Annotated in this window: 14 protein-coding genes and 1 tRNA gene; 3 read left to right on the forward strand and 12 right to left on the reverse strand. The window is 65.3% G+C overall.

Annotated elements, in window-relative coordinates:
- Window positions 1-16: 16 nt before the first annotated feature.
- From ACAX61_RS09825 to ACAX61_RS09865, 9 genes are all read right to left on the reverse strand, one after another.
- Window positions 17-1,789, reverse strand: coding sequence for a cation:proton antiporter domain-containing protein (locus tag ACAX61_RS09825; RefSeq protein ID WP_370714574.1), 1,773 nt, complete (start codon window positions 1,787-1,789; stop codon window positions 17-19).
- A gap of 63 nt (window positions 1,790-1,852) precedes the next feature.
- Window positions 1,853-2,455: a bifunctional 4-hydroxy-2-oxoglutarate aldolase/2-dehydro-3-deoxy-phosphogluconate aldolase gene (eda, locus tag ACAX61_RS09830; RefSeq protein WP_370714575.1), complete on the reverse strand. Its 603-nt coding sequence runs from the start codon at window positions 2,453-2,455 to the stop codon at window positions 1,853-1,855.
- On the reverse strand, window positions 2,455-3,420 hold the full coding sequence (glk, locus tag ACAX61_RS09835) for a glucokinase (protein ID WP_370714576.1): 966 nt from the start codon (window positions 3,418-3,420) through the stop codon (window positions 2,455-2,457). Before glk ends, eda begins: the two co-directional genes overlap by 1 nt.
- Window positions 3,421-3,439: 19 nt before the next feature.
- Window positions 3,440-5,260 (reverse strand): phosphogluconate dehydratase, encoded by a 1,821-nt coding sequence (gene edd / locus ACAX61_RS09840; protein ID WP_370714577.1) that lies wholly within the window; start codon window positions 5,258-5,260, stop codon window positions 3,440-3,442.
- A complete protein-coding gene (pgl, locus tag ACAX61_RS09845) occupies window positions 5,260-5,964 on the reverse strand; it encodes a 6-phosphogluconolactonase (RefSeq protein WP_370714578.1) in 705 nt (234 codons plus the stop codon). The genes edd and pgl overlap by 1 nt, the downstream gene beginning before the upstream one ends.
- 87 nt (window positions 5,965-6,051) lie before the next feature.
- Entirely contained in the window at window positions 6,052-7,509 is a 1,458-nt protein-coding gene (gene zwf / locus ACAX61_RS09850; protein WP_370714579.1) for a glucose-6-phosphate dehydrogenase, read from the reverse strand.
- Between the two features lie 77 nt (window positions 7,510-7,586).
- A complete protein-coding gene (locus ACAX61_RS09855) occupies window positions 7,587-9,065 on the reverse strand; it encodes an efflux transporter outer membrane subunit (RefSeq protein WP_370714580.1) in 1,479 nt (492 codons plus the stop codon).
- Window positions 9,062-12,256: an efflux RND transporter permease subunit gene (locus tag ACAX61_RS09860; RefSeq protein WP_370714581.1), complete on the reverse strand. Its 3,195-nt coding sequence runs from the start codon at window positions 12,254-12,256 to the stop codon at window positions 9,062-9,064. Before ACAX61_RS09860 ends, ACAX61_RS09855 begins: the two co-directional genes overlap by 4 nt.
- A 1-nt stretch (window position 12,257) precedes the next feature.
- Complete coding sequence (locus tag ACAX61_RS09865; protein ID WP_370714582.1) at window positions 12,258-13,454, reverse strand: efflux RND transporter periplasmic adaptor subunit; 1,197 nt, start codon at window positions 13,452-13,454, stop codon at window positions 12,258-12,260.
- A gap of 330 nt (window positions 13,455-13,784) precedes the next feature.
- Here ACAX61_RS09865 and ACAX61_RS09870 point away from each other — a divergent pair, with 330 nt between their 5' ends.
- Both ACAX61_RS09870 and ACAX61_RS09875 read left to right on the forward strand, forming a co-directional pair.
- A complete protein-coding gene (locus ACAX61_RS09870; RefSeq protein ID WP_370714583.1) occupies window positions 13,785-14,600 on the forward strand; it encodes a ferredoxin--NADP reductase in 816 nt (271 codons plus the stop codon).
- 117 nt (window positions 14,601-14,717) lie between these two features.
- Window positions 14,718-14,792: transfer RNA gene (locus ACAX61_RS09875), tRNA-Asn, on the forward strand.
- 140 nt (window positions 14,793-14,932) lie between these two features.
- Here ACAX61_RS09875 and ACAX61_RS09880 read toward each other — a convergent pair.
- Window positions 14,933-15,709, reverse strand: a complete 777-nt coding sequence (locus ACAX61_RS09880; protein ID WP_370714584.1) for an NAD kinase — start codon at window positions 15,707-15,709, stop codon at window positions 14,933-14,935.
- On the reverse strand, window positions 15,706-16,698 hold the full coding sequence (gene moaA, locus ACAX61_RS09885; RefSeq protein ID WP_370714585.1) for a GTP 3',8-cyclase MoaA: 993 nt from the start codon (window positions 16,696-16,698) through the stop codon (window positions 15,706-15,708). The genes ACAX61_RS09880 and moaA overlap by 4 nt, the downstream gene beginning before the upstream one ends.
- A gap of 104 nt (window positions 16,699-16,802) precedes the next feature.
- On the opposite strand from moaA, the gene ACAX61_RS09890 reads away from it, so the two are divergent.
- The gene (locus tag ACAX61_RS09890; RefSeq protein ID WP_528084547.1) at window positions 16,803-18,719 is read left to right on the forward strand and encodes an EAL domain-containing protein; all 1,917 of its coding nucleotides are present in this window, start codon (window positions 16,803-16,805) and stop codon (window positions 18,717-18,719) included.
- Between the two features lie 36 nt (window positions 18,720-18,755).
- Here the strand turns inward: ACAX61_RS09890 and mfd are convergent, their stop codons facing one another.
- Window positions 18,756-22,235 carry a transcription-repair coupling factor gene (gene mfd, locus ACAX61_RS09895; protein WP_370714586.1) on the reverse strand — a complete coding sequence of 1,160 codons (3,480 nt, stop codon included), beginning with the start codon at window positions 22,233-22,235 and terminating at the stop codon, window positions 18,756-18,758.
- Window positions 22,236-22,238: the final 3 nt, after the last annotated feature.

A 22,238-nucleotide genomic window follows, 5' to 3' on the forward strand; every position in this document is an offset into this window, starting at 1 on the left:
CGCGTGCCGGTTCCAATCAGCTTTCGGCCTGTCGCACACGTCGGATGCGCGGTTCGCGTTCCAGCCCGGCGGCATTCTTGATCGCCTTTCGCATCTCGTCTCGCTTTTCGTGGATGGATGCGATGACCGGGCCCACCGCAACGCCCAGGTCGACCAGCAGCGCCTCTGACAGCTGCAGGGAGCTTTCCAGCGCCTCTGGCACGGCGTCGGTCGCGCCTGCCTTGTAGAGGGCCGCAGCATGGTTCGCATCACGCGCGCGCACGATGATGGGCAGTTCGGGCACCCACCCGCGAACGCGCCGGGTGAGGCGAACGCTCAGAACCGGGTCGTCCATGGTGATGACCAGCGCCTTGGCATGGCCCAGGTCGAGCCGGTCGACCATGTCGGATCGGGCAACGTCGCCAAACTGGACATTATACCCCTCCCGCCGCGCAGCGCCGACGGCGTCGATGTCGGCATCAATCGCCAGATAGGGCTTGTCGTGCGCGCGCAGCATTTCCGCGATGGTCCGGCCGACCCGGCCAAAGCCGATTATCACCGTGCCGCGCGCCAGCGGATCGACCTCGGCAGGTTCGCTGTCGCCACCCATGCGCGCTTCGATCCGGCGCGCGACCAGCCGTCCGCCCTTGGCCAATAGCGGTGTGATCGTCAGGCCGATGGCGGTAACAGTGGTCCAGAACGCAGCCGTCGACGGCTGGATCAAGCCCGCTGCGCCCGCCGCGCCCATCACGATCAGCGTCGTCTCAGATGGACTGGCCATCAGCACGCCGGTTTCCGCCGCGACGCCGGGGCGCGTGCCCGATGCACGCAGCAACAGCATGGTGACGATAGCCTTGACCGCCATGACCCCAGCAATCGCCAGCACCAGTTCGGGCCAGTAGCGCGCGACCAGACGAAGATCGAGCGCCATCCCGACAGAAATCAGGAACACACCCAGCGCCAGCCCCTTGAACGGGGCGGTGATGGCGTCGACTTCCTCATGATATTCGGTTTCAGCGATCAGCAATCCGGCCAGCAGCGCGCCGACAATGGGCGACAGGCCCGCCGCGGCGGTCGCCAGACTGGCGACGATGACGACCAGCAGGCTGGCGGCCAGGAACAGCTCAGGGCTTTTTGTTCGCGCCGCCTGTCCGAACATGCGCGGCAGCATGAAGCGCCCGGCCAGATAAAGGGCGACGACGGTAATCCCGCCTGCCAGCGCGACATCGGCCAGCCCGTTCCACCCCTCCGCCGTCGCGGTGGGGGCGAGGGCGCCCAGCATGAAGATGATGGGGACGAGGGCCAGATCCTCGAACAGCAGCATCGCGAACGCGCCGCGCCCGATGGCGCTGGTCGTGCCCGCGATCGGCAGCACCAGCGCGGTCGATGACAAGGCAAGCGCGAGCCCCAGCCCGATGGCGCCGCCCCACGCCTGACCCATCAGATGCAGGGCAAGGCCGATGACCAGGCCAGAAATCAGCAGTTCCGCCGCGCCAAGCCCGAAAACCTGCGCGCGCATCGCCCATAATCGCTTGAACGACAGCTCAAGCCCGATTGAGAAAAGCAGCAGGATGATGCCGAATTCGGCAAACGGCTCTATCGCATCGGTATTCGATATTGTGACGAAATAGAGCCACGGATAGCGATCGACGAGCGATCCCAGTGCGTTCGGGCCAACAAGAATGCCGACCAGAATGAAGCCGATGACGGGACTGATCTTGAACCGGGCAAATGCCGGAATGACCAGTCCCGCCGAACCGAGGATCACCAGGGCGTCGGAAAGCCCGCTGTTGCGTATGTCGAGCGCCATGCTTTTCTCTTATGCATGGCCGGCGCGCGATGTCAGCCGCGAATGATCCTTTCGCGGCCGAAATCAGCGAGAAAGACGCGCCGCAGCGCCCGCGCGCGCCTCTACATCAGCCATCGTGCCGCCGACGACCCAGCTTCCGCCAACGCAAAGCACGCGGTCGAACGCCAGCCAGTCGGGTGCGGTCACTTCCGAAATGCCACCAGTAGGGCAGAAGCGCGCCTCGTGAAACGGCGCCGACAGTGCCTTCAGCGCCTTCAATCCGCCCGACGTTTCGGCGGGGAAGAATTTGAAGTGGCGCAGGCCCAGTTCATAGCCGCGCATGATGTCGCCCGCTGTCGCCACGCCGGGAAGGAACGGCACACCCGACGAAACGATCGGCTCGCCCAGCTTTTCGGTCAGGCCGGGGGAGACGATGAACTCGCTGCCCGCGGCCATCGCCTGTTCGAACTGCTGCGTTGAAACGACGGTACCGGCACCGACGATGGCGCCCTCGACCTTCTTCATTTCCGCAATCGCGTCGAGCGCGGCCGGGGTGCGCAGCGTTACTTCCAGCACCTTCAGCCCGCCCTTGACCAGTGCCTCGGCCAGCGGGCGCGCGGTGGCGGCATCGTCGATCACCAGCACCGGGATGACCGGGCTGGTCCGCATGATGTCCTCGATCGTCATTACATATGCTCCTGCGCGAATGCGGCCGCCGCGCCGTACAGGCCCGGCTGGGGATGGGTGATGAGCTTGACGGGGATCGAGCTCATCAGTGACTGAAACCTGCCCTTGGACACGAAACGCTGGCCAAAGCCCGAGTTGAGCAGATGATCCTTGAGCCGCAGGCCCAGGCCGCCCGCGATCACCACGCCCTTCGGTCCATGCGCCAGCGCCAGATCGCCCGCCGTCGCGCCAAGCGCGAGGCAGAAACGGTCAAGCGCGGCCGACGCCAGGCTGTCCTTCCCCTCGAACGCCAGCGTCCAGATGGTCTTGTCGTCAATCTGACGAATTGACCTGTCCTCGATCGCGGCAAGGGTTTCGTAGATGCCCTTGATACCCGGACCGGAACAGACGCGCTCGACCGAAACGCGGGTGAAGGTCTTGCGAAGCCGCTTGAGCAATTCGTCCTCGATCCCGTCAAGGGGAGCGAAGTCCATGTGCCCGCCCTCGGTTTCGATCACGTGATAGCGCTCGCCCGTGCGGAACACCTGCGCCACGCCCAGCCCGGTACCCGGGCCGCAAACGGTGATCGAACCGCGATCGGGCAGAGGCGCGTCGGGGCCGCAGATATGGATGAAATGCTCATCGGGCAGCTGGGCGACAGCATGACCGACGGCACCGAAATCGTTGATCAGCGTCCAGTCGTCGACCTCCAGCCGCTCGCGGATCAGCGGCGGGCGTATGATCCACGGATTGTTGGTGAGCTTGATCAGATCGGGATTGATGGGTGAGGCAACGGCAATCGCCGCCGCGCGCGGCAGCGGCCGGCCAGCTTTTTCCGCGAAACCCTGCCACGCCAGTTGCAGGCTGCCATGCTCGGCGGTTTTCTGGGTGACCGGCTCGTCCATGCGGACGACGCGCCCGCCTTCTACCTCGGCAATGGCGAAGCGGGCGTGGGTGCCCCCGATATCGACTGCGACGACTTCCATGTCTCTCCCTCTCAGGCGCTCAAAGCCCGGCGGCGGCAAGCATCGCGCTCGCGCCTTTTTCGGCCTCATCGGCGCCCTGGTTCATCATGCGGAACAGCTCGCGCCCCGTGCCGTCAGCCATTGGTGGCGCTTCGGCAAGCGGTCGCGCGTCCCATTCGGCGGCGTCGACCAGTGCTTCGAGTACGCCCGCTTCAGCATCCAGGCGCACCATGTCGCCATCGCGCAACTTGCCGATCGGACCGCCACCCAGTGCTTCGGGCGACAGGTGAATGGCGGCGGGCACCTTGCCGCTGGCGCCCGACATGCGCCCATCGGTGACGAGTGCGACGCGGAAGCCGCGATTTTGCAGCACGCCCAGCGGCGGGGTCAGCTTGTGCAATTCGGGCATACCGTTGGCGCGCGGGCCCTGGAACCGCACCACGACCACGACGTCGCGGTCGAGTTCGCCTGCCTTGAACGCTTCCTGCACCTCGGCCTGGGTGGAGAAGACGCGGGCGGGTGCCTCAATGGCCCAGCGGTCGCGTTCGACCGCCGATACCTTGATACAGGCGCGGCCCAGATTGCCGGTGAGGATGCGAAAGCCGCCCTCCGGCGCGAACGGTGCGTCGATGGTCCTCACGATGCTGTCGTCACCCGGCTGCGCGGGCAGGTCAGCCCAGACCAGCTTGTCGTCTTCGATCGTGGGCTTGCGGCCATATTGGGCCATGCCACCCTCGGCGATCGTCAGCACGTCGTCGTGCAGCAGGCCGCCCTTCAGCAGTTCGCGAATGACGAAGGGCGGGCCGCCCGCGTCCTCGAACCCGTTCACGTCGGCCGATCCATTGGGATAGACGCGGGTCAGCAGTGGCACCGCCTTGGACAGCGCGTCGAAATCTTCCCAATTGATGATGACGCCCGCCGACCGCGCAATGGCGGGCAGGTGGATCAGGTGGTTGGTCGAACCACCCGTCGCCAGCAGCGCGACGGCAGCGTTGACGATAGCACGCTCGTCGACACAGTGGCCGATCGGGCGATAATCATTCCCGCCCCAGCCAATCTGCGGCAGCCGTTGCACCGCCGCGCGCGTCAGTTCCTGACGCAGCTTGGTGCCCGGATTGGCAAAGGATGCGCCGGGTACGTGCAGCCCCATCGCCTCCATCATCATCTGGTTCGAATTGGCCGTGCCGTAAAAGGTGCAGGTGCCCTTGCCATGATAGGCGGCGATTTCGGAATCGAGCAGTTCCTCCCGCGTCGCCTTGCCCTCGGCATAGCGTTCGCGAACAGCGGCCTTTTCTTTGTTGGGCAGGCCGGAGCGCATCGGGCCGGCGGGGACCAGTACCATCGGCAGATGGCCAAAGCGTAGCGCGCCGATCAGCAGGCCGGGGACGATCTTGTCGCAAATGCCCAGCAGGGCGGCGCCCTCGAACGTGCGGTGGCTGAGCGCGATTGCGGTGCCGAGCGCGATGGTGTCGCGGCTGAACAGCGACAATTCCATGCCCTGATACCCTTGCGTCACGCCGTCGCACATCGCGGGCACGCCGCCTGCGACTTGCGCCGTCGCGCCCGCTTCCAGCGCCCAGACCTTCATCTGTTCGGGATAGCGGTAATAGGGCGCGTGGGCCGACAGCATGTCGTTATACGCGGTGACAATGCCGATGTTCATCGCCGCGCCGTCTTTCATCCGGTCGCGCTGCTCGTCGGTTCCGGCATAGGCATGGGCGAGATTCGCGCAGCCCAGCTTTGGCCGGTCGAAACCCGAATTGCGCTCCCGCTCGATCAGGGACAGATAGGCGCTGCGCTGCTTGTGCGAGCGTTCGCGAATGCGGTCGGTGACGGTAGCGATGGTCGGATGGAGAGGCATCAGGCGCTCCAGTGGATATCGACGGGCAGTTCGGCGTCGGCCAGCACCCGGCCGATGGGGTAGGGGGAGCCGGCACCTTCGGAAATGGCGGCTTCGATCACGTCGCGCTTTGCCTGACCGGTGACGGCGATCATCACCGCCTTGGCCGACACGATCGCGGCGCGGGTCAGCGACACCCGCGCAACGGGCGCTTCGGGTGGCAGCGGGTCGGGCATCACGCCGATGGCGCGGCGTTCCTTGGGCCCGTTCAGCGCCTCGTCAAAATCGGGGCCGGGAAAGATCGACGCGGTATGCCCGTCGCCGCCCACGCCCAGCAGGCACAGATCAAGCGGCCAGTGCAGATCCTGCAACCGCGCATCGGCGGCGCGCCCCGCTGCCTTGTAATCCTCGGCCTTGTCGCTGGTGATCGGGAACACCCGTGCACCCTTGGGCACGAACAGCTTGCCCAGCGCCGTCACATTGGACAGCGGATCGCCCATCGGCACCAGCCGGTCGTCGGTCGCCACGATGGTGACGCGCTTCCAGTCCAGCTTGGCGGCGGCGAGCTTTTCATAGGCCGGGAAGGGCGTCTTGCCGCCCGCCAGCGCAACAACGGCGCTGCCGCGCGCGTCGATGGCACTTTCGATGACGAACTGGACGTCGCCGGCCACCGCTTGAGCCAGCTCGTCGGCGTCGTCATAGTCCCACCACTCGATCTCGATCATGTCTGTACTTTCGGTAATGTCACAGGGGGCGGCCGGTACCGGGCGCCCGTTGATGGAGTGAACGGTGGAGCGGCCAATGCGCTCCCCTTATTCGTTCCAGGTCACACCGTCGCGTTCGGTCAGTGCGATGCTGGACGATGGGCCCCAGCTGCCCGATGGATAGGGCTTGGGCTTCACGTCGTTCGCATCCCAGCCGGCGCGGATCGCGTCGATCCATTGCCACTGTGCCTCCACCTCGTCGCGGCGGACGAACAGCGTCGGGTCGCCCTCGATCAGGTCGAGCAGCAGCCGTTCATAGGCGATGCGCCGCCGGGTGCCCGCAAATTCGGTGTCGAGGCTGAGGTTCAGGGGCACTTCGCGCAGGCGCACCCCCTCGCGATCAAGGCCGGGTTGCTTTGCCATGACCAGCAGGCGGACATATTCTTCCGGCTGAAGGCGGATGGCCAGGATGTTGGGGCGTAACATGCCGCCGCGTTCGGCGAAGATAGAATGCGGCACGGGCTTGAACTGAATGACGATTTCGCTGCGCCGCTCCGGCATGCGCTTGCCGGTGCGCAGGTAGAAGGGGACGCCCTGCCATCGCCAGTTATCGACATGCGCCTTGAGCGCGACAAAGGTTTCGGTGCGCGAATCCTTGCCCAGTTCCTCGTCATAGCCGCGCACGATCTCGCCCTTGACGGCGCCGGCGTCATATTGGCCCGTGACGGTATGGTGCGGCACATCCTCCACCGCGATCGGACGCAGCGAGCGAAGGACCTTGACCTTTTCGTCGCGAATCGCCGTACCGTCGAAGCGCGCGGGCGGCTCCATCGCGATCAGCGCCAGCAGTTGCAGCATGTGGTTCTGCACCATGTCGCGCAGCGCGCCGACCTCGTCATAATAGCCCGCTCGCCCTTCAAGGCCTACGGTTTCCGAAATCGTGATCTGCACATGGTCGATGCCGCGCGCATTCCAGATCGGCTCGAACATCGAATTGCCGAAACGAAGCGCGAGAATGTTCTGGACGGTTTCCTTGCCCAGATAATGGTCGATGCGGAATGTCCGCTCCTCCGGAAAACCGGCGACGACAATGTCGTTGATCTCGCGACTGGTCTCCAGATCCTTGCCCAGCGGCTTCTCAAGCCCGATGCGGACATTGTCACCCGCAAGGCCTGCCGATTGAAGGCCCTTGATTGTCGGTCCGAACAGCCACGGCGCCGTCGACAGGAAAATCGCCAGCCCGCCCGAAATGTCGCCGATCTTGCGCGCCAGATCGTCAAACCCCTCAAGCGTTGAGGCGTCGAGCGGCTGATATTGCAGGCGCGCGAGGAAGCTGTCGATCATGTCGGCGTCCTTGCGATCTTCGGCAAGGAACGTGTCGAGCGCGGTGCGGGTGAAGTCGCGAAAGGCGTCGTCATCCTGCTCCGAACGGGCGGTGCCGGTGATCGTCAGCCCTTTCGGCAGCAGGCCGTCGGCGTGAAGACCGTAGAGCGACGGCAGCAACATGCGCTGCGACAAATCGCCGGTCGCGCCGAACAGCAACAGCTTGCCTACCGCATCGCGCATGTTCCGGCGTCTCCCTCTTATCCTCGTGGTGCAGTGGGGAGGTAGCGGATGCGGCGCGGCACGCAAGCCGTGCATAGCTATTCTGTCGCGGCGACTGCCCCTGCCGGCGTGCGCCGTGTGACTTCGGGCGCATTCTCCCAACCGCCGCCCAGCGCGCGGAACAGGCTGACCTGTGCGTCGGCCAGCGCGGCATCCGATTGCGCGCGCGCGGCGCGGGCGTCCGCGCGCTGACGTTCCGATTCGATCAGCTGGAGAAAGCTTTCCGCACCATAATCGAATCGCAGTCGCGACAGGCGCGCGGCCTGTCCCGCCGAACGCTCCGCGCGCTGCAGGGCGCGGTTGCGGTCCAGCTCGCCGGCATAGCGGGCAAGCGCCTGCTCCACTTCGCGAAGTGCCGTCAGCACCGCGCCATCGAACGCGGCAAGGCTGCCCTCGACCGTTGCCTCCGCCTGACGCAGGCGCGAGCGGGCGGCGGTCTGGTTGGGGAAGCTCCACGAGATGAGCGGCCCAAGGGAAAAGTTGAAGCTGTCATTGTCGACCAGATTATCGAGCGTGGTCGACGCAAGGCTGACCGACCCCAGCAGCGAGATCGATGGATATAGCGCCGCGGTCGCCACCCCGACGCGCGCGGTGTCGGCGGCCAGCTGACGCTCTGCCGCGCGCACATCGGGCCGACGTTGCAGCAACGCCGTGCCGTCGCCAACCGGGATGATCTGTGTCACCTGTGGCGGGCGGGTGCAGCTGGCGGCGACAGTGTCGATTTCAGCGGGCGGGCGCCCGGTCAGCGTCGCGAGTGCGTAAAGCGCGGCGCGACGCTCTGCCTCCAGACCCGGCACCTGCGCCTGGGTCTGTGCCAGCAGCGCATCGGCCTGTTCGACATCGCGGCGTTGTCCGCGACCGGCGTCGAACAGGCGGCGGGTGAGGGCGAGGGTCTGCTGTTGAAGCTCGACCGTTTCCCGCGCGACGGCGAGCTGGCTGGCATTGCTGCACGCCAGCGCATAGGCGCGCGCCGTTTCGGCCGCGACCGACACGCGCGCAGCATCGACCTGTGCGGCAGCGGCATCGACATCGCCGCGCGCAGCCTCGATCGCGCGGCTGACGCCGCCGAACAGGTCCAGCTCATAGCTGGCGTCCAGACCGGCAGTGAACAGGTCGGTTTCGAAGGACGGGATTTGCTGCGTGCCGCCGAACTGCGCGCCGAAGCTGTTCGACCCGGTGCGCTGGCGCGTATATTGGCCCGCGACGTTGGTTTCCGGCAACCGGCGCCCGCGTGCCTCGCTCAGCACCGCACGGGCGCGTTGCAGATTGGCGGCCGACTGACGGATGTCGGTGTTATGGGCCAGCGCCTCGGTCACGAGTCGGTCGACATTGGGGTCGTCGTACAGCCGCCACCATTTGTCCGGCAGCGACTGGGCGTTGACTGCCGACAGCCGTGCGCCTTCGACGAAAGCGCCCTCCGCCGTCATGCCGCCGGGGGTGACGGGCTTTTCGTAATCAGGGCCGACCGCGCATGCGGTAAGCAACAGGCCCAGCGTCAGGCTGGCAAACTTCTTCATGCCGTGGCTCCCGGTTCGGCGGCGGCGGCGGGCGGGTCGTTGCGCTTGCTTCGGCGGGTGCGCGCCGACAGCCAGTCACCGAACTTGCGGCTGATGACGTAGAAGGCGGGGGTGAAGACAAGACCGAATACGGTCACGCCGATCATGCCAAAGAACACCGCCACACCCAGCGCGCGGCGCATTTCCGCACCGGGACCGGTCCCGATCACCAGCGGCAGCACGCCAAGGATGAACGCGATCGATGTCATCAGGATGGGGCGCAGACGCTGTGCGGCGGCGTGCCGCGCGGCCTCCAGCAATTCCTGACCCTCTTCCTCATTCTGCTTCGCGAATTCGACAATCAGGATCGCGTTCTTGGCGGCCAGGCCGATCAGCACGACCAGACCAATCTGCGTCAGGATGTTGTTGTCCATCCCCATCAGATTGACGCCCAGCATCGCCGCCAAGAGGCACATCGGCACGATCAGGATGACCGCGAACGGCAGCACCAGGCTTTCGTAATTCGCCGCCAGCAGCAGGAAGACGAACAGCACCGCCAAGCCAAAGGCGATCAGGCCGGTATTGCCCGCCTGCTTCTGCTGGAAGGCAAGCTCGGTCCATTCGAACGACATGCCGTCCGGCAGCGTTTCGGCGGCGATCCGCTCCATCGCGGCCAGCGACTGGCCCGATGAGAAGCCCGGCACCGTATCGCCCTGCAATTCGGCCGAGGGATACAGATTATATCGGACCACGCGGTAGGGGCCGCTGTCGTCACGCACCGTCATCACCGCATCCAGCGGCACCATCGCCCCCGACGCGGAGCGCGTCCGCAGGCGGCCGATGTCCGACGTTTCGTCGCGATAGGGCGCATCGGCCTGTGCCGTCACGCGGAAGGTTCGGCCCAGCAGGTTGAAGTCGTTGATGTAGGTCGAGCCGAGATAGGTGCCCATGGTCGCAAAGATGTTGCTGACGGGCACACCCAGTTGCTCGGCCCGCTCACGATCGACATCGGCGAACAGGCGCGGCGTGCGCGTGTTGAACAGGGAGAAGGCACCCGCAATGCCGGGGGTCTGGTTGGCCTTCATCATCATGCCGAACGCGGCAGCCTCAAGCGCCTGATAACCGCGGTTTTCACGATCCTCGATCATCATCTTCCAGCCGCCGCCGGTGCCGATGCCCTGAACGGGCGGCGGCGGGATGACCAGCAACAGGCCTTCGTTGAACTTGGACAGCGCGCCGCGAAGCTGATTGGCGATCTCCTCGGCCGGGGCGCGTTCGGCGTGCGGCTTCATGGTAATGAACATCGCCGCCGTGTTCGGCGCGGTCGAGAAACTGGTCCCGTCCAGGCCGACCAGCATCACCGTGTTCAGGGTGCCGGGTACCTGCCGCACTTCCTTGTCCACGCGCAGCATCATGTCGGTCGTGCGCTGAAGCGACGCGCCCGGCGGAAGCTGAGCGGCGGTGATCAGATAACCCTGGTCCTGCGACGGGATGAAGCCGGTCGGCGTGGCATAGAAACGCCAGCCCGCCAGCGCGATCAACAGGACATAGGCGATGACAATCACGCCCAGCATCCGCACCGCGCGCGCGGTAAAGCGGCCATAACGATCCGCCAGCCAATCGAAGCCGCGATTGAAGCCGCGCGCGAACCGGCCGGGCAGGCCGCGCCAGCCACGGCGCGGTTCGGCATCGTGGCGCTTGGGCTTCAGGATCAGCGCCGACATGGCGGGCGACAGAGTCAGCGACACCAGTGCCGAAATTGCGGTCGCCGACACGATGGTCAGCGCGAACTGCTTGTAGAACTCGCCCGAAATGCCGGGGATGAACATGGTCGGCACGAACACGCCGCACAGCACCAGCGCAATCGCGATAAGCGCGCCAGCCACCTCGTCCATCGTCTCATGCGCGGCCTGAAGCGGGGACAGGCCCTTTTCTTCCATCAGCCGCTCGACATTCTCGACCACGACGATGGCGTCGTCGACGACGATGCCGATCGCCAGCACCATGCCGAACAGCGACAGATTGTTGAGCGAGTAGCCAAAGCCCGCCAGCACCGCCAGGCTGCCCAGCAGCGAGACCGGAATGGCAATGATCGGAATGATCGCCGCGCGCCAGCTTTGCAGGAAGATCAGCACGACCAGGCTGACGAGCACGATGGCTTCGATCAGCGTATGCACCACCGCGTCGATCGACGCCGAGATATATTCCGTCGGGTTGTACGGGATCGAATAGGTCATGCCCGGCGGGAAGGATGCCTTGGCCGCATCCAGCTCCGCAATCACGGCATCCGCAGCCGCCAGTGCGTTCGATCCGGGTAGCTGGCTGATCGCCACTGCCGTCACCGGTGTACCGTTCAGATAGGCATTGATGGCGTAGGTTTCGGCACCCAGCTCGACCCGCGCCACGTCGCGGACCCGCGTCATGGCGCCGCTTTGGTCGCGCTTGATGATGATGTCGCCAAATTGTTCGGGCGTGGTCAGGCGCCCTTCGGTCTGGACGCCCAGCTGGAAGGCTGCGCCGCCCTTGCCGGTGAAGGGGGGCTGGCCGACCGCACCGGCAGCAACCTGAACATTCTGCCCGCGAATGGCGGTCGCGATCTCGTCGACGGTCAGGTTGCGCGCGGCGGCAAGATCGGGGTCGATCCAGATCCGCATATTATAGTCGCGCCCGCCAAAGCTCTGCGCGTTGCCCACGCCCTGTACACGCGCCAGCCGGTCGACGACCTGCGTGCCGACATAGTTGGAGACATATTCCTGGCTGAGCGAGCCGTCCGGCGAATAGAACATCGCCACCATCAGGAAGTCAGGCGAGTTCTTGAGCGTCGTCACGCCGATCTGGCGCGTCTGTTCGGGCAGACGCGGTTCGGCGGAGGCGACGCGGTTCTGGACCAGCACCTGTGCCTGATCGGCGTCGGTGCCCTGTCCAAAGGTCACGGTGATCTGAAGCTGTCCGTCGCCCGTGGAGGACGAGGACATGTAGATCATGTTTTCAACGCCGTTGATCGCTTCCTCAAGCGGGGCAGCGACGGTTTCGGCCAGCGTTTCGGCGCTGGCGCCGGGGAACTGGGCCGACACCACGACCGTTGGCGGCGCGATTTCCGGATATTGGGTGATCGGCAGCGTGGGCAGCGCCACCATGCCGAACACCAGGATCAGGATCGACAGGACCGCCGCAAAGATCGGGCGGTCGATGAAGAAATGCGGGAAGCGCATGTCAGTTCGCCTGGCTGGCGTCGGCGGCGGGCGGCGTCGTCAACGGTTGCGAGGCGGGGGCAACGCCCTGTGGCTGGGCCTTGATCTGCGTCAGCTTGGCCTGGACCTGCATTCCCGGCTGGAGCGAAGTCAGCCCTTGAACGACGACGCGGTCCTTGGGCGTCAGGCCATCCTTGATTACGCGCAGCCCATCGGCGGGCGGGCCGGTGACGACTGGGCGCGGCGCGACCTTTCCATCCTGCCCAACCACATAGACGATCTTTCGCGCCTGATCGGTGACGATCGCGGTGTCGGGGATCAGCAACGCGCGATAGCTGCCGGAACCGAGCAGGCGGGCGCGTCCGAACATGCCGGGGGTCAGGAAGCCGTCGGGATTCTGGATGACGGAATGGGCGCGGATCGTGCCCGAATTGGGGTCGATCGCATTGTCGACGAAATCCATGCGGCCGCGCCAGTTATAGCCGCTTTCGTCGGCCAGCTGGACCTCGACGGGGTTGCCCGCGTCGCGCGAGGACGAACGCTCACCGTTCTGATCCTGACGGCGATACTTCAGGTAAAAGCTCTCCGCCCCGTCAAAGGTGAACCAGATCGGATTGGTGGACACCACGCGGGTCAGGACGGTCTGCCCCTCCTGCACGAAGTTGCCCTTGCTGACCCGGCGATTTGAAACCCGCCCGGCAATGGGCGAGCGTACGGTGGTGAAACCAAGGTTGAGCTCGGCCGTTTCCACCTGAGCGCGGGCGGCCTCCAGGTCTGCGGCTGCGGTGCGGACATTCGCCTGATTCTGCTCGAATTCCTCGCGGCTGACAGCCTGTGCCTTCAGCAGGCTTTCCGAACGGCTGGAGACCGAACGCGCGTTCGCCAGCGTCGCCTCGGCGCGTTGAACCTGCGCCCGTGCATTCGCCAGCGCCGCCCGATAGGGGCGCGGATCGATGATGAACAGCGGCTGGCCCTGCGACACCCGCTGGCCATCGGCGAACAGAACGCTTTGGATCGTGCCGGTTGCGCGAGGGCGTATCTCGGCGTCCTGGATCGCTTCGAACCGGCCGACATATTCGTCCCAATCTACCACGTCGCGTTCGATCGGCGTTGCGACCTGAACCTGGGGCGGGGGCGGGGCCTGTTGCGGCTCGGCACCGCCACAAGCAGACAATGCAAGCAGCGCGAGCGCCGGCAGCGCAGTACCGACGTGAATCATCCGGCCAGCAAGGGGAAGCGGCGTTCGCATGCGTTTGGAATCCCTTTTTCGTGGACGCTCTGCGGCGTCTTGACGCGCGTTAAGTGCGAACCGGAGTTTATCATTGCAACCCCCGGAACGAATTTTTGTACGCAGTCGTTCAAAAGCGATGCAATGCAGCATCGCGCGTTCTCGGACATGAGCAAAGTTTGCGAGCGGCTCGCAATTGTGCCAAGGCATAGCCCGTACCGGTAAAGACAAACTGTCTTGCGCCACATCAGCGCGGACGCCATGTCGCCGGCTTCACCCGTATCGCGCCCACTAGGGTGCCCTGCCGAAACGGAGCCAATCTTGAACGCGCCCGCCCGTCTGCCGATCATCCAGCCCCCCCATGCCGCGTTCGACGTGGTCAAGGTCCTGTGGGTCCGCCACTGGAACGAGCATCTGTTCAGCCTGGCGGTCGAACGGCCGCAAAGCTTCCGTTTCCGTTCCGGCGAATTCGTGATGCTGGGTATGGAGGTCGAGGGTAAGCCGCTGATGCGCGCCTATTCGATCGCCAGCGCCGCCTGGGCCGAGGAAGTCGAGTTTCTTTCGATCAAGGTCGAGGACGGCCCGCTGACTTCACGCCTGCAACTGGTGGGCGAGGGTGACGAGCTGTATCTTGGCCGCAAGCCTACCGGCACGCTGGTGACCGACGCGCTGCGTCCGGGTAAGCGGCTGTTCCTACTGTCGACGGGCACGGGCCTTGCGCCCTTCCTCAGCCTGATTCGCGATCCCGACACCTATGAACGGTTCGAGCAGGTGGTCGTGGTGCATTCGGTCCGCCGCGTCAGCGACCTGGCGTTTCAAGAAGAGCTGACCGCGCGCCTGGCGGACGATCCGCTGGTCGGCGAACAGGCGGCGGCACAGCTTCATTATGTGCCGACCTGCACACGCGAACCCTTTACCAATCAGGGTCGCATCCAGAACCTGATCGAGGACGGCAAGCTGTTCGCCGATCCGATCAAGGGCCCCAATGGCTTCGACCCTGCCGAAGACCGCATCATGCTGTGCGGCTCGACAGCGATGATCAACGAATTTGCCAAGCGGTTCGAAGAGACGGGTTTCGAAGAGGGCTCGAACGCGCGCCCGGCCGATTTCGTCATCGAACGGGCGTTTGTCGGCTGATCCGACGGACAGGCGGGTTGGGCGGAAAAAAATCTGCTCAACCCGCTTGCAAGAAGTGAAAAGGCGTTGCTATAGGCGCGCCTCCGATGAGCCGGATGGCTCTCGGAAAGCAGGTGATCCCTGATAGCTCAGCGGTAGAGCTCTCGACTGTTAATCGAGCGGCCGTAGGTTCGAATCCTACTCAGGGAGCCACCTTCTTCAAACGGATGACGAAGGATCGGATCGACGATCACGCATCCGCCCGGCCTTTGATGGCCGCCTCCGCTTCCCGACATATTGATTGAAGCCATCTGCCGGGACCTGGTTCACGACGCTGTCTTGCTGCTCGCGGATCAGGCGATGAACTGTTCCATCGTGATTCGGTCGTCCAGCGCATGTTCGGGATCGAACATGATCGTCAGGTCGCGGATATGGTCGATTGCGATTTCAACCCGCGACACATCGCGCACTTCGCGCTGGTCTGCGACCGCGCTGACGGGACGCTTGTCCGCTTCCAATACGGTCAGTGAGATCCGCGCCTTTTCCGGCAGGATGGCGCCGCGCCAGCGGCGCGGGCGAAAGGGGCTGATCGGCGTCAAGGCAATCAGCTTGGACTCCAAAGGCAGGATTGGACCATTGGCGGACAGATTATAGGCGGTCGACCCGGCGGGCGTCGCGACCAGGATGCCGTCGCAGACCAGTTCGGGCATCACGACCCGGTCATTCACCTCGACCAGCAGCTTGGCCGTTTGCCGCGTTTCGCGCAGCAACGATACTTCGTTGATGGCGGGCAGGACATGACGCTCGCCGTCGATCGTGGTGGCAGTCATCAGCAGGGGTGAAACGCGAAACGGACGCGCGCGCTCGATTCGGTCGTCCAGCCCGGGTAGCCGCCATTCGTTCATCAGAAAGCCGACCGTGCCCAGGTTCATGCCGAATGCAGGCAGGATCCGTCGCCTCTCCAGCATAGCGTGCAGCGTCTGCAACATGAAGCCGTCGCCGCCGAGCACGACCAGACTGTCGGCATCAGGCAAATCTGCCCATTCATAACGCGACCGCAGGTCAGCGACGGCTGCCTGTGCGGGACTGGTGGGCGATGCAATCAGCGCGCTTCGACGAAAACGAGTCATCCGCCAGTGACACTCATATGCCGCGCATGGGCCGGTGCCGATCCCGGCGTGATCGCAAAATCATGGGACAGGGGCTTTGACGCCATGGCCGCGTCGATGGCGGCATCAACCGCCGCCAGCCCGCCAGAGCGGATCGCCGCCTTCAGATCGACCGAATCGTCATGACCGAGGCAGGTGTAGAGCATCCCTTCGGTCGTCAGACGCACCCGGTTGCACCCCGCGCAGAAATTGCCGGTCAGCGGCGAAATCAGGCCCAGGCGCGTACCGCTGTCCCCGACGCGCCAGTATCGCGCGGGGCCGCCGCTGGAATGATCGTCGCGCTTCAACTCGAACCGTTTGCCCAAATCGGCCAGCACTTGCGTCAGCGGCAGGAAACGGTCGGCCCGATCCTCGTCGATATGGCCCACGGGCATGGTTTCGATGAGCGTCAGGTCGTGCCCCTGCGTCACGCACCAGTCGAGCAGGTCGGGCAGTTCTGCATCGTTCAGCCCCTTCAGCGCGACCGCGTTGATCTTGATTCGCAGCCCCGCCGCGCGGCCGGCGGCAATCCCGTCCAGCACCTGCTCGACATCGCCGTGCCGAGTGATGTGGTGGAAGGTCGCCGGGTCGCGGCTGTCCAGGCTGACATTGATGCGGCGCACCCCGGCTGCGACCAGCGTATCGGCATGATCGGCAAGCCGCGTCGCATTTGTCGTCATGGTGAGTTCGTCCAGGCCGTTGCCCACCGACCGGCCCAGTCGGCGGACGAGGTCCATGACGTCCCGCCGCACCAGCGGCTCGCCGCCCGTCAGCCGCACCTTGGTCACGCCGCGCGCGATGAAGCGCTCGGTAATCAGCGCCAACTCCTCCAGGCTCAGCAGCGCCGAGCGTGGCAGAAATGTCATCTTTTCCGCCATACAATAGCGGCAGCGAAGGTCGCAGCGGTCGGTGACCGACACACGGAGATAGCGGATGGCGCGGCCATGACGGTCGATAAGGGGTGCGTGCATCGTCATGGAACGCGCAAACTAGGTCGCCGGTCCCTTTGCGACAAGCCCGGATTGGCGGAAGACATGTGGCGCGCTACACCGGCGCCTCCAGAGGGAGGGCAGGGTTGACGAGCGACGCCGAGACAGCACCGCGTGGTCAACCGCCGCTGTTCGTCCTGTCTTTCCGTCAGCGCGATGAAATGGCTGCGATTGTCGCTCGCGGCGGGTGGCAGGCGGTGGCCGCGCGGCGCGGCGAAGCGGTCGAGCGTCGCTTTCGCGCATCGGGGGCCGCCGTCGCGCTGATCGACGCGCGTGGGGCGTTCGAGGAAGGCTTGCTGGCGGCGCAGACGCTGGGCCGAACGGCCGAGCCGCCTTCCGCGATGCTGATATGTGTGTCGCGCACCGATATCGACCGGCTGAGCGCCTTTTACGAGGCTGGCGCTACTCATTTCCTGTCCAGCCCCTTTGGCGACGCGGAGTTGCTCCATGCGTTGCGCTTTGCCGCGCGCGGGGCGGAGCCGCGCGGCGGCGGAGAGGCGGGGCGCGGGTTGCTTGGCTGGCGGTGGGATCCAGAGCGCCGGCGCGTTCAGCTGTCACCGTTGCTGGCGCGGCTGATGAAGCTGCCTGTCTCAATCGACCGGGTGGCCGCATTGCGCGCTTTGCCAGCCGATGAGCGGCCCGCGCTGCTCGCGGAACTGCGTCGCCTGACCGATGCGAGCGCCGTAGTTCAGACCCTGCCGTCGCTCGGCCGCACGGTGCAGCATCTGCAAAGCGACGGCCGCACGGGCCGGGTGTTGGCGCTGATCGAGCCGTTGGGGGCGCCGCCCGATGTCGCGCTGTTGCTGCGCGAAGCCATGCCGCGCATCCACGACAGCGCGGGCGCGCGGCGGTGGATCGACCATGCGCTGGCCGAACATGCGCCGGTCGAGCTGGTCGGCATTACGCTGGAGCGGCTGGATCTGGTCAACATGACCTATGGTCGAGCGGCCGGCGACGCGCTGATCCAGTCGGTGGCGCGGCGGATTGGCGAGGTGCTGGCGGAGGCCGGCGGACCGCGCCCGGTGCTGGCGCGGCTGGACGGGGCGGAGTTTGCAGTCATCGCGCGCCATTCGCTGGAGCCCGCCATTCCGCTGATCGAAGGGGCATTGACCCGGCCTTTCGTGGTCGAGACTGAATTGGTGCTGCTGGGCGGGCGGTTGCGCCGGGTCGTCAGCCAGCGCGGCGACGATGCCACCGGACTGCTCAAGCGCCTGAGCGAGGATGTGCCCGGCGAAAACACCTCGATCGAGGCGCTGGCGATCCAAGTGCGTGCCGCCATCGACAGCGGCCAGATCGATATCTTGTGGCAGCCGCAGGTAACCATCGCGAGCGGCGAGATCGTGGGGGCAGAGGCGCTGGCGCGCTGGCGGCACCCCACCCTGGGCGAGTTGGGGGCGGAGATGCTGTTCGCCGCGGCGGACCGTGCGGGGCTGGCGTTGGCGCTGTCGGATCATGTGCAGCTGCTGGCGTTGTCGCGTGCCGCCCGCTGGGCACCGACGCTTGGGGCATTGCGGCTGTCGATCAACGTCACCGCCGCCGACGTGGCGCGTATCGGTTTCGCGGAAATGCTGCTCGACCGCATCGACCGGAGCGGTTTCCCGCGCGACCGCCTGACGGTCGAAATTACCGAAGGCGGGTTGATGGCCGAATTGGGGGAGGCGGCCCGGTTGCTGGCAGAACTGCGCCGCGCCGGCTGTCGCGTGGCTATCGACGATTTCGGGACGGGATATTCCAGCTTGGCCTATCTCAAGGCGTTGCCGCTCGATTATCTTAAGATCGACAAGGCGCTGAGTCAGGATATTGCCGGGTCCGCGCGAGATCGCATCGTCGTGCGCGGCGTGATCGACATGGCTCGCTCGCTGGGGTTGTCGGTTGTTGCAGAAGGCGTGGAGACGGCGGAGCAGCTGGATTTGCTGGCGATGGAGGGTTGCCAGTATTTCCAGGGCTTTTTGTGCGCCCCGCCGCTGGCCACCGCCGCGCTTGAGGCGATGGTGACCACGTGAATTCGGCTGGGCGGACAGGAATGCCCGCCCGCGCCGTTATCCCGCCGCCTTCGCCAGCCCGCGACTGATCTGCAACGCGGCGTTCAACCGCGCCTTGGGTGTGGAAAAGGCACGCGCGACCGACAATTTCATGTCGGGCCGCAGCTTTGCCGTCCCCTCCAGCCGGGTGACATAGGCCATCAGCCCGTCGACGTTCGGGAAATGATCGTTGGCAAAGGATACCAGCGCTCCCTTTGGCCCGACGTCCAGCTTGGCGATGCAGGCGCGCTTGGCGTTCAGCTTGGCCTCCATCAGCACGAGCAGATTTTCGGTCGGCTCCGGCAGTTTGCCGAAACGGTCGATCAACTCGGCGGCAAAGGCGTCGATCCCCTGACGGTCCTCGACATCGTTCAGGCGCCGGTACAGGCCCATGCGAAGGTCGAGGTCGGGAATGAAATCTTCCGGCAGCATGATCGGCGCATCGACCGTGATCTGGGGCGAGAAATCGGAGGGCCGCAATTCGCCGTCATCCTTGGACCGGCCCGATTTCGCCTCGAGGATCGCTTCCTCCAGCATCGACTGATAGAGTTCGTATCCGACCTCCTTGATATGCCCCGACTGTTCGTCGCCCAGCAGATTGCCCGCGCCGCGAATGTCGAGATCGTGGCTGGCAAGCTGAAAGCCCGCGCCCAGCGAATCCAGATCGGACAGGACCTTCAGGCGCTTGTCCGCCGCTTCGGTCATCATGCGTTCGGGCGGGGTGGTCAGATAGGCATAGGCCCGCGTCTTGGCCCGGCCCACACGCCCGCGAAGCTGATAGAGCTGGGCCAGGCCGAACTTGTCCGCTCGGTTGACGATCATTGTGTTGGCCGATGGAATGTCCAGGCCGCTTTCGACGATGGTGGTTGATACCAGCACCTCGAACTTGCGGTCGTAAAAGGCCGACATGCGTTCCTCGACCTCGCTCGGCGCCATCTGGCCGTGGGCGACGACATAGCGGACTTCGGGTACTTCGTTGCGAAGGAACTCCTCGATCTCCGGCAGGTCGGCGATGCGCGGCGTGACGAAATAGCTCTGGCCGCCGCGATAATGTTCGCGCAGCAATGCCTCGCGCAGGACAACCGGGTCCCACGGCATGACATAGGTGCGAACCGCCAGCCGATCGACGGGCGGGGTCTGGATGACCGACAATTCGCGCAGGCCCGACATCGCCATTTGCAGCGTGCGCGGAATGGGCGTGGCCGTCAGCGTCAGCACATGGACATTGGCCTTCATGGCCTTCAGCCGTTCCTTGTGTGTGACGCCGAAACGCTGTTCCTCATCAACGATGACCAGGCCCAGCCGCTTGAAGTCCAGCCCCTTGGTCAACAGCGCGTGGGTGCCGACGACCACGTCGATCGTTCCCTCGGCCAGTCCCTCCTTCACCTTCTTCTGTTCGCCCGCCGTGACCAGGCGGGAAATGCGGCCGACATTGATCGGGAACCCTTCGAACCGCGACGAAAAATTCATGTGGTGCTGACGCGCGAGCAGCGTGGTGGGGCAGATAACCGCTACCTGCATACCCGCCATCGCCGCGACGAATGCAGCGCGCAGCGCCACTTCGGTCTTGCCGAAACCGACATCGCCGACGACCAGCCGGTCCATCGGGCGACCGGAACCAAGATCGCCCAGCACGTCCTGAATCGCGCGGTCCTGATCCTCGGTTTCCTCATATGGAAAGCGGTCCAGAAATGCGGGATAGCCGCCTGTATCCGGTTCTGCGACCTGTCCGGGGCGCAGCGCGCGCTTGGCGGCGGTAGCGATCAGTTCGCCCGCGATTTCGCGGATGCGCTCCTTCATCGCGGCCTTGCGCCGCTGCCATCCTTCCCCACCCAGCCGGTCAAGGCTCGCGCCTTCTTCGCCCGAGCCATAGCGGCTGAGAACCTCAAGATTCTCAACCGGCACATACAGCTTGTCGCCGCCGGCATAGGACAGCGCCACGCAATCATGCGGCGCCTTTTGCACCGGCACCTGCGTCAGCCCTTCGTACCGGCCGATACCGTGGTCGACATGGACCACCAGATCGCCCGGTGAGAGCGTCGCCAGTTCAGCGAGGAAGGCGTCGGTCGATTTCTTGCGCTTCTTCCGCCGGACCAGCCGGTCGCCCAGCATGTCCTGTTCGGTCAGCACCGCGACGCCGGGCGCTGTAAAGCCGTGGTCCAGCGGCAGGACGATCAGCGCGACGCCAAAGCTCTTGCCCGTATCGGCGGCGGCCTGTGCCGCCTGCCAATCATCGGCGGCCATCGCGCCCTTCAGCCCGTGATCGGTCAACAGGCCCATCAACCGTTCGCGCGCGCCGCCGGAATAGCTGGCCAGGATCGGGCGGCGGCCGTCCTTTCTCAGCTTTTCGACATGTGCGACGACGGCTTCATAGACGTTGGATTGCGCCGCGCGTTCGGGGGCAAAATCGCGCGGGCCATCGACGCCGAAATCAAGAACGCTGTCCGATTCGGGCTCGTGGAAGGCGGTGGCGAGGTGCGCCGGCGTCTCTGCCACGCGCTTGGCCCATTCGTCGGCCAGCATGTAAAGCTGATCCTGACCCAGCGGGCGATAGCTGCCCGGATCGCTGGACTGGGCACGGACACGGTTCGCTTGATAATCGGCTACGCCCTCGAACCGCACTTCCGCCGCTTGCGGGGCATTCGAATCGCGCACCACCACCATGTCGTCGGGCAGATGGTCGAACAGTGTTTCCAGCCGCTCCTCGAACAGGGGCAGCCAATGCTCCATACCCGCCAGCCGTCGCCCGTCGCTGATCGCCTGATATAGCGGGTCGCCGGTCGCGGTCGCGCCGAACCGTTCGCGATAGCGCGTGCGGAACCGCTTGATCGTATCCTCGTCCAGCAGCGCTTCTGACGCGGGGAGCAGGGTGAAGCCGTCAATCCGGCCGGTGGTGCGCTGATCCGCCGGGTCGAACGTGCGGACGCTTTCGATCTCGTCGCCGAAGAAATCCATCCGCAGCGCCTGTTCCGCGCCCGATGGGAACAGGTCCACCAGCCCGCCGCGAATCGCAAATTCGCCCGCGTCATGCACGGTATCGGTGCGGACATAGCCATTGGCCGCAAGCATCGCCGCCAGCTTGTCCAGCGAGATGCGCTCACCCGGCGCCAGCCGCGCGACCAGCTGCCGGATGCGGAAACGGGTCAGGACCCGCTGGGTCGCGGCATTGACGGTGGTCAGGAACAGGCGCGGGCGCGCCGGCTTTTGCTGAAGCGCATGCAGCGTCGCCAGCCGTTCGGACATGACGCGCAGCGAAGGGCTGGCGCGGTCATAAGGCAGGCAGTCCCATGCCGGGAACTGCAACACCTCGATCTCGGGCGCGAAATAAGGGGCGGTGCCCGCAATCGCCCGCATCTCGCTGTCATCGGACGCGATGAACGCCGCGCCGCCAGACGCCGCGCGCGTAAGATCGGCCAGCAGCGTCGGGAGAAAACCGGCGGGGACACCGGAAAGGGTCAGCGGCGCCTTGGCAGCGAGAATCTTCGAAAGATCGGGCATCGG

Source organism: Sphingomonas sp. IW22 (assembly GCF_041321155.1).
Lineage (GTDB): Bacteria > Pseudomonadota > Alphaproteobacteria > Sphingomonadales > Sphingomonadaceae > Sphingomonas.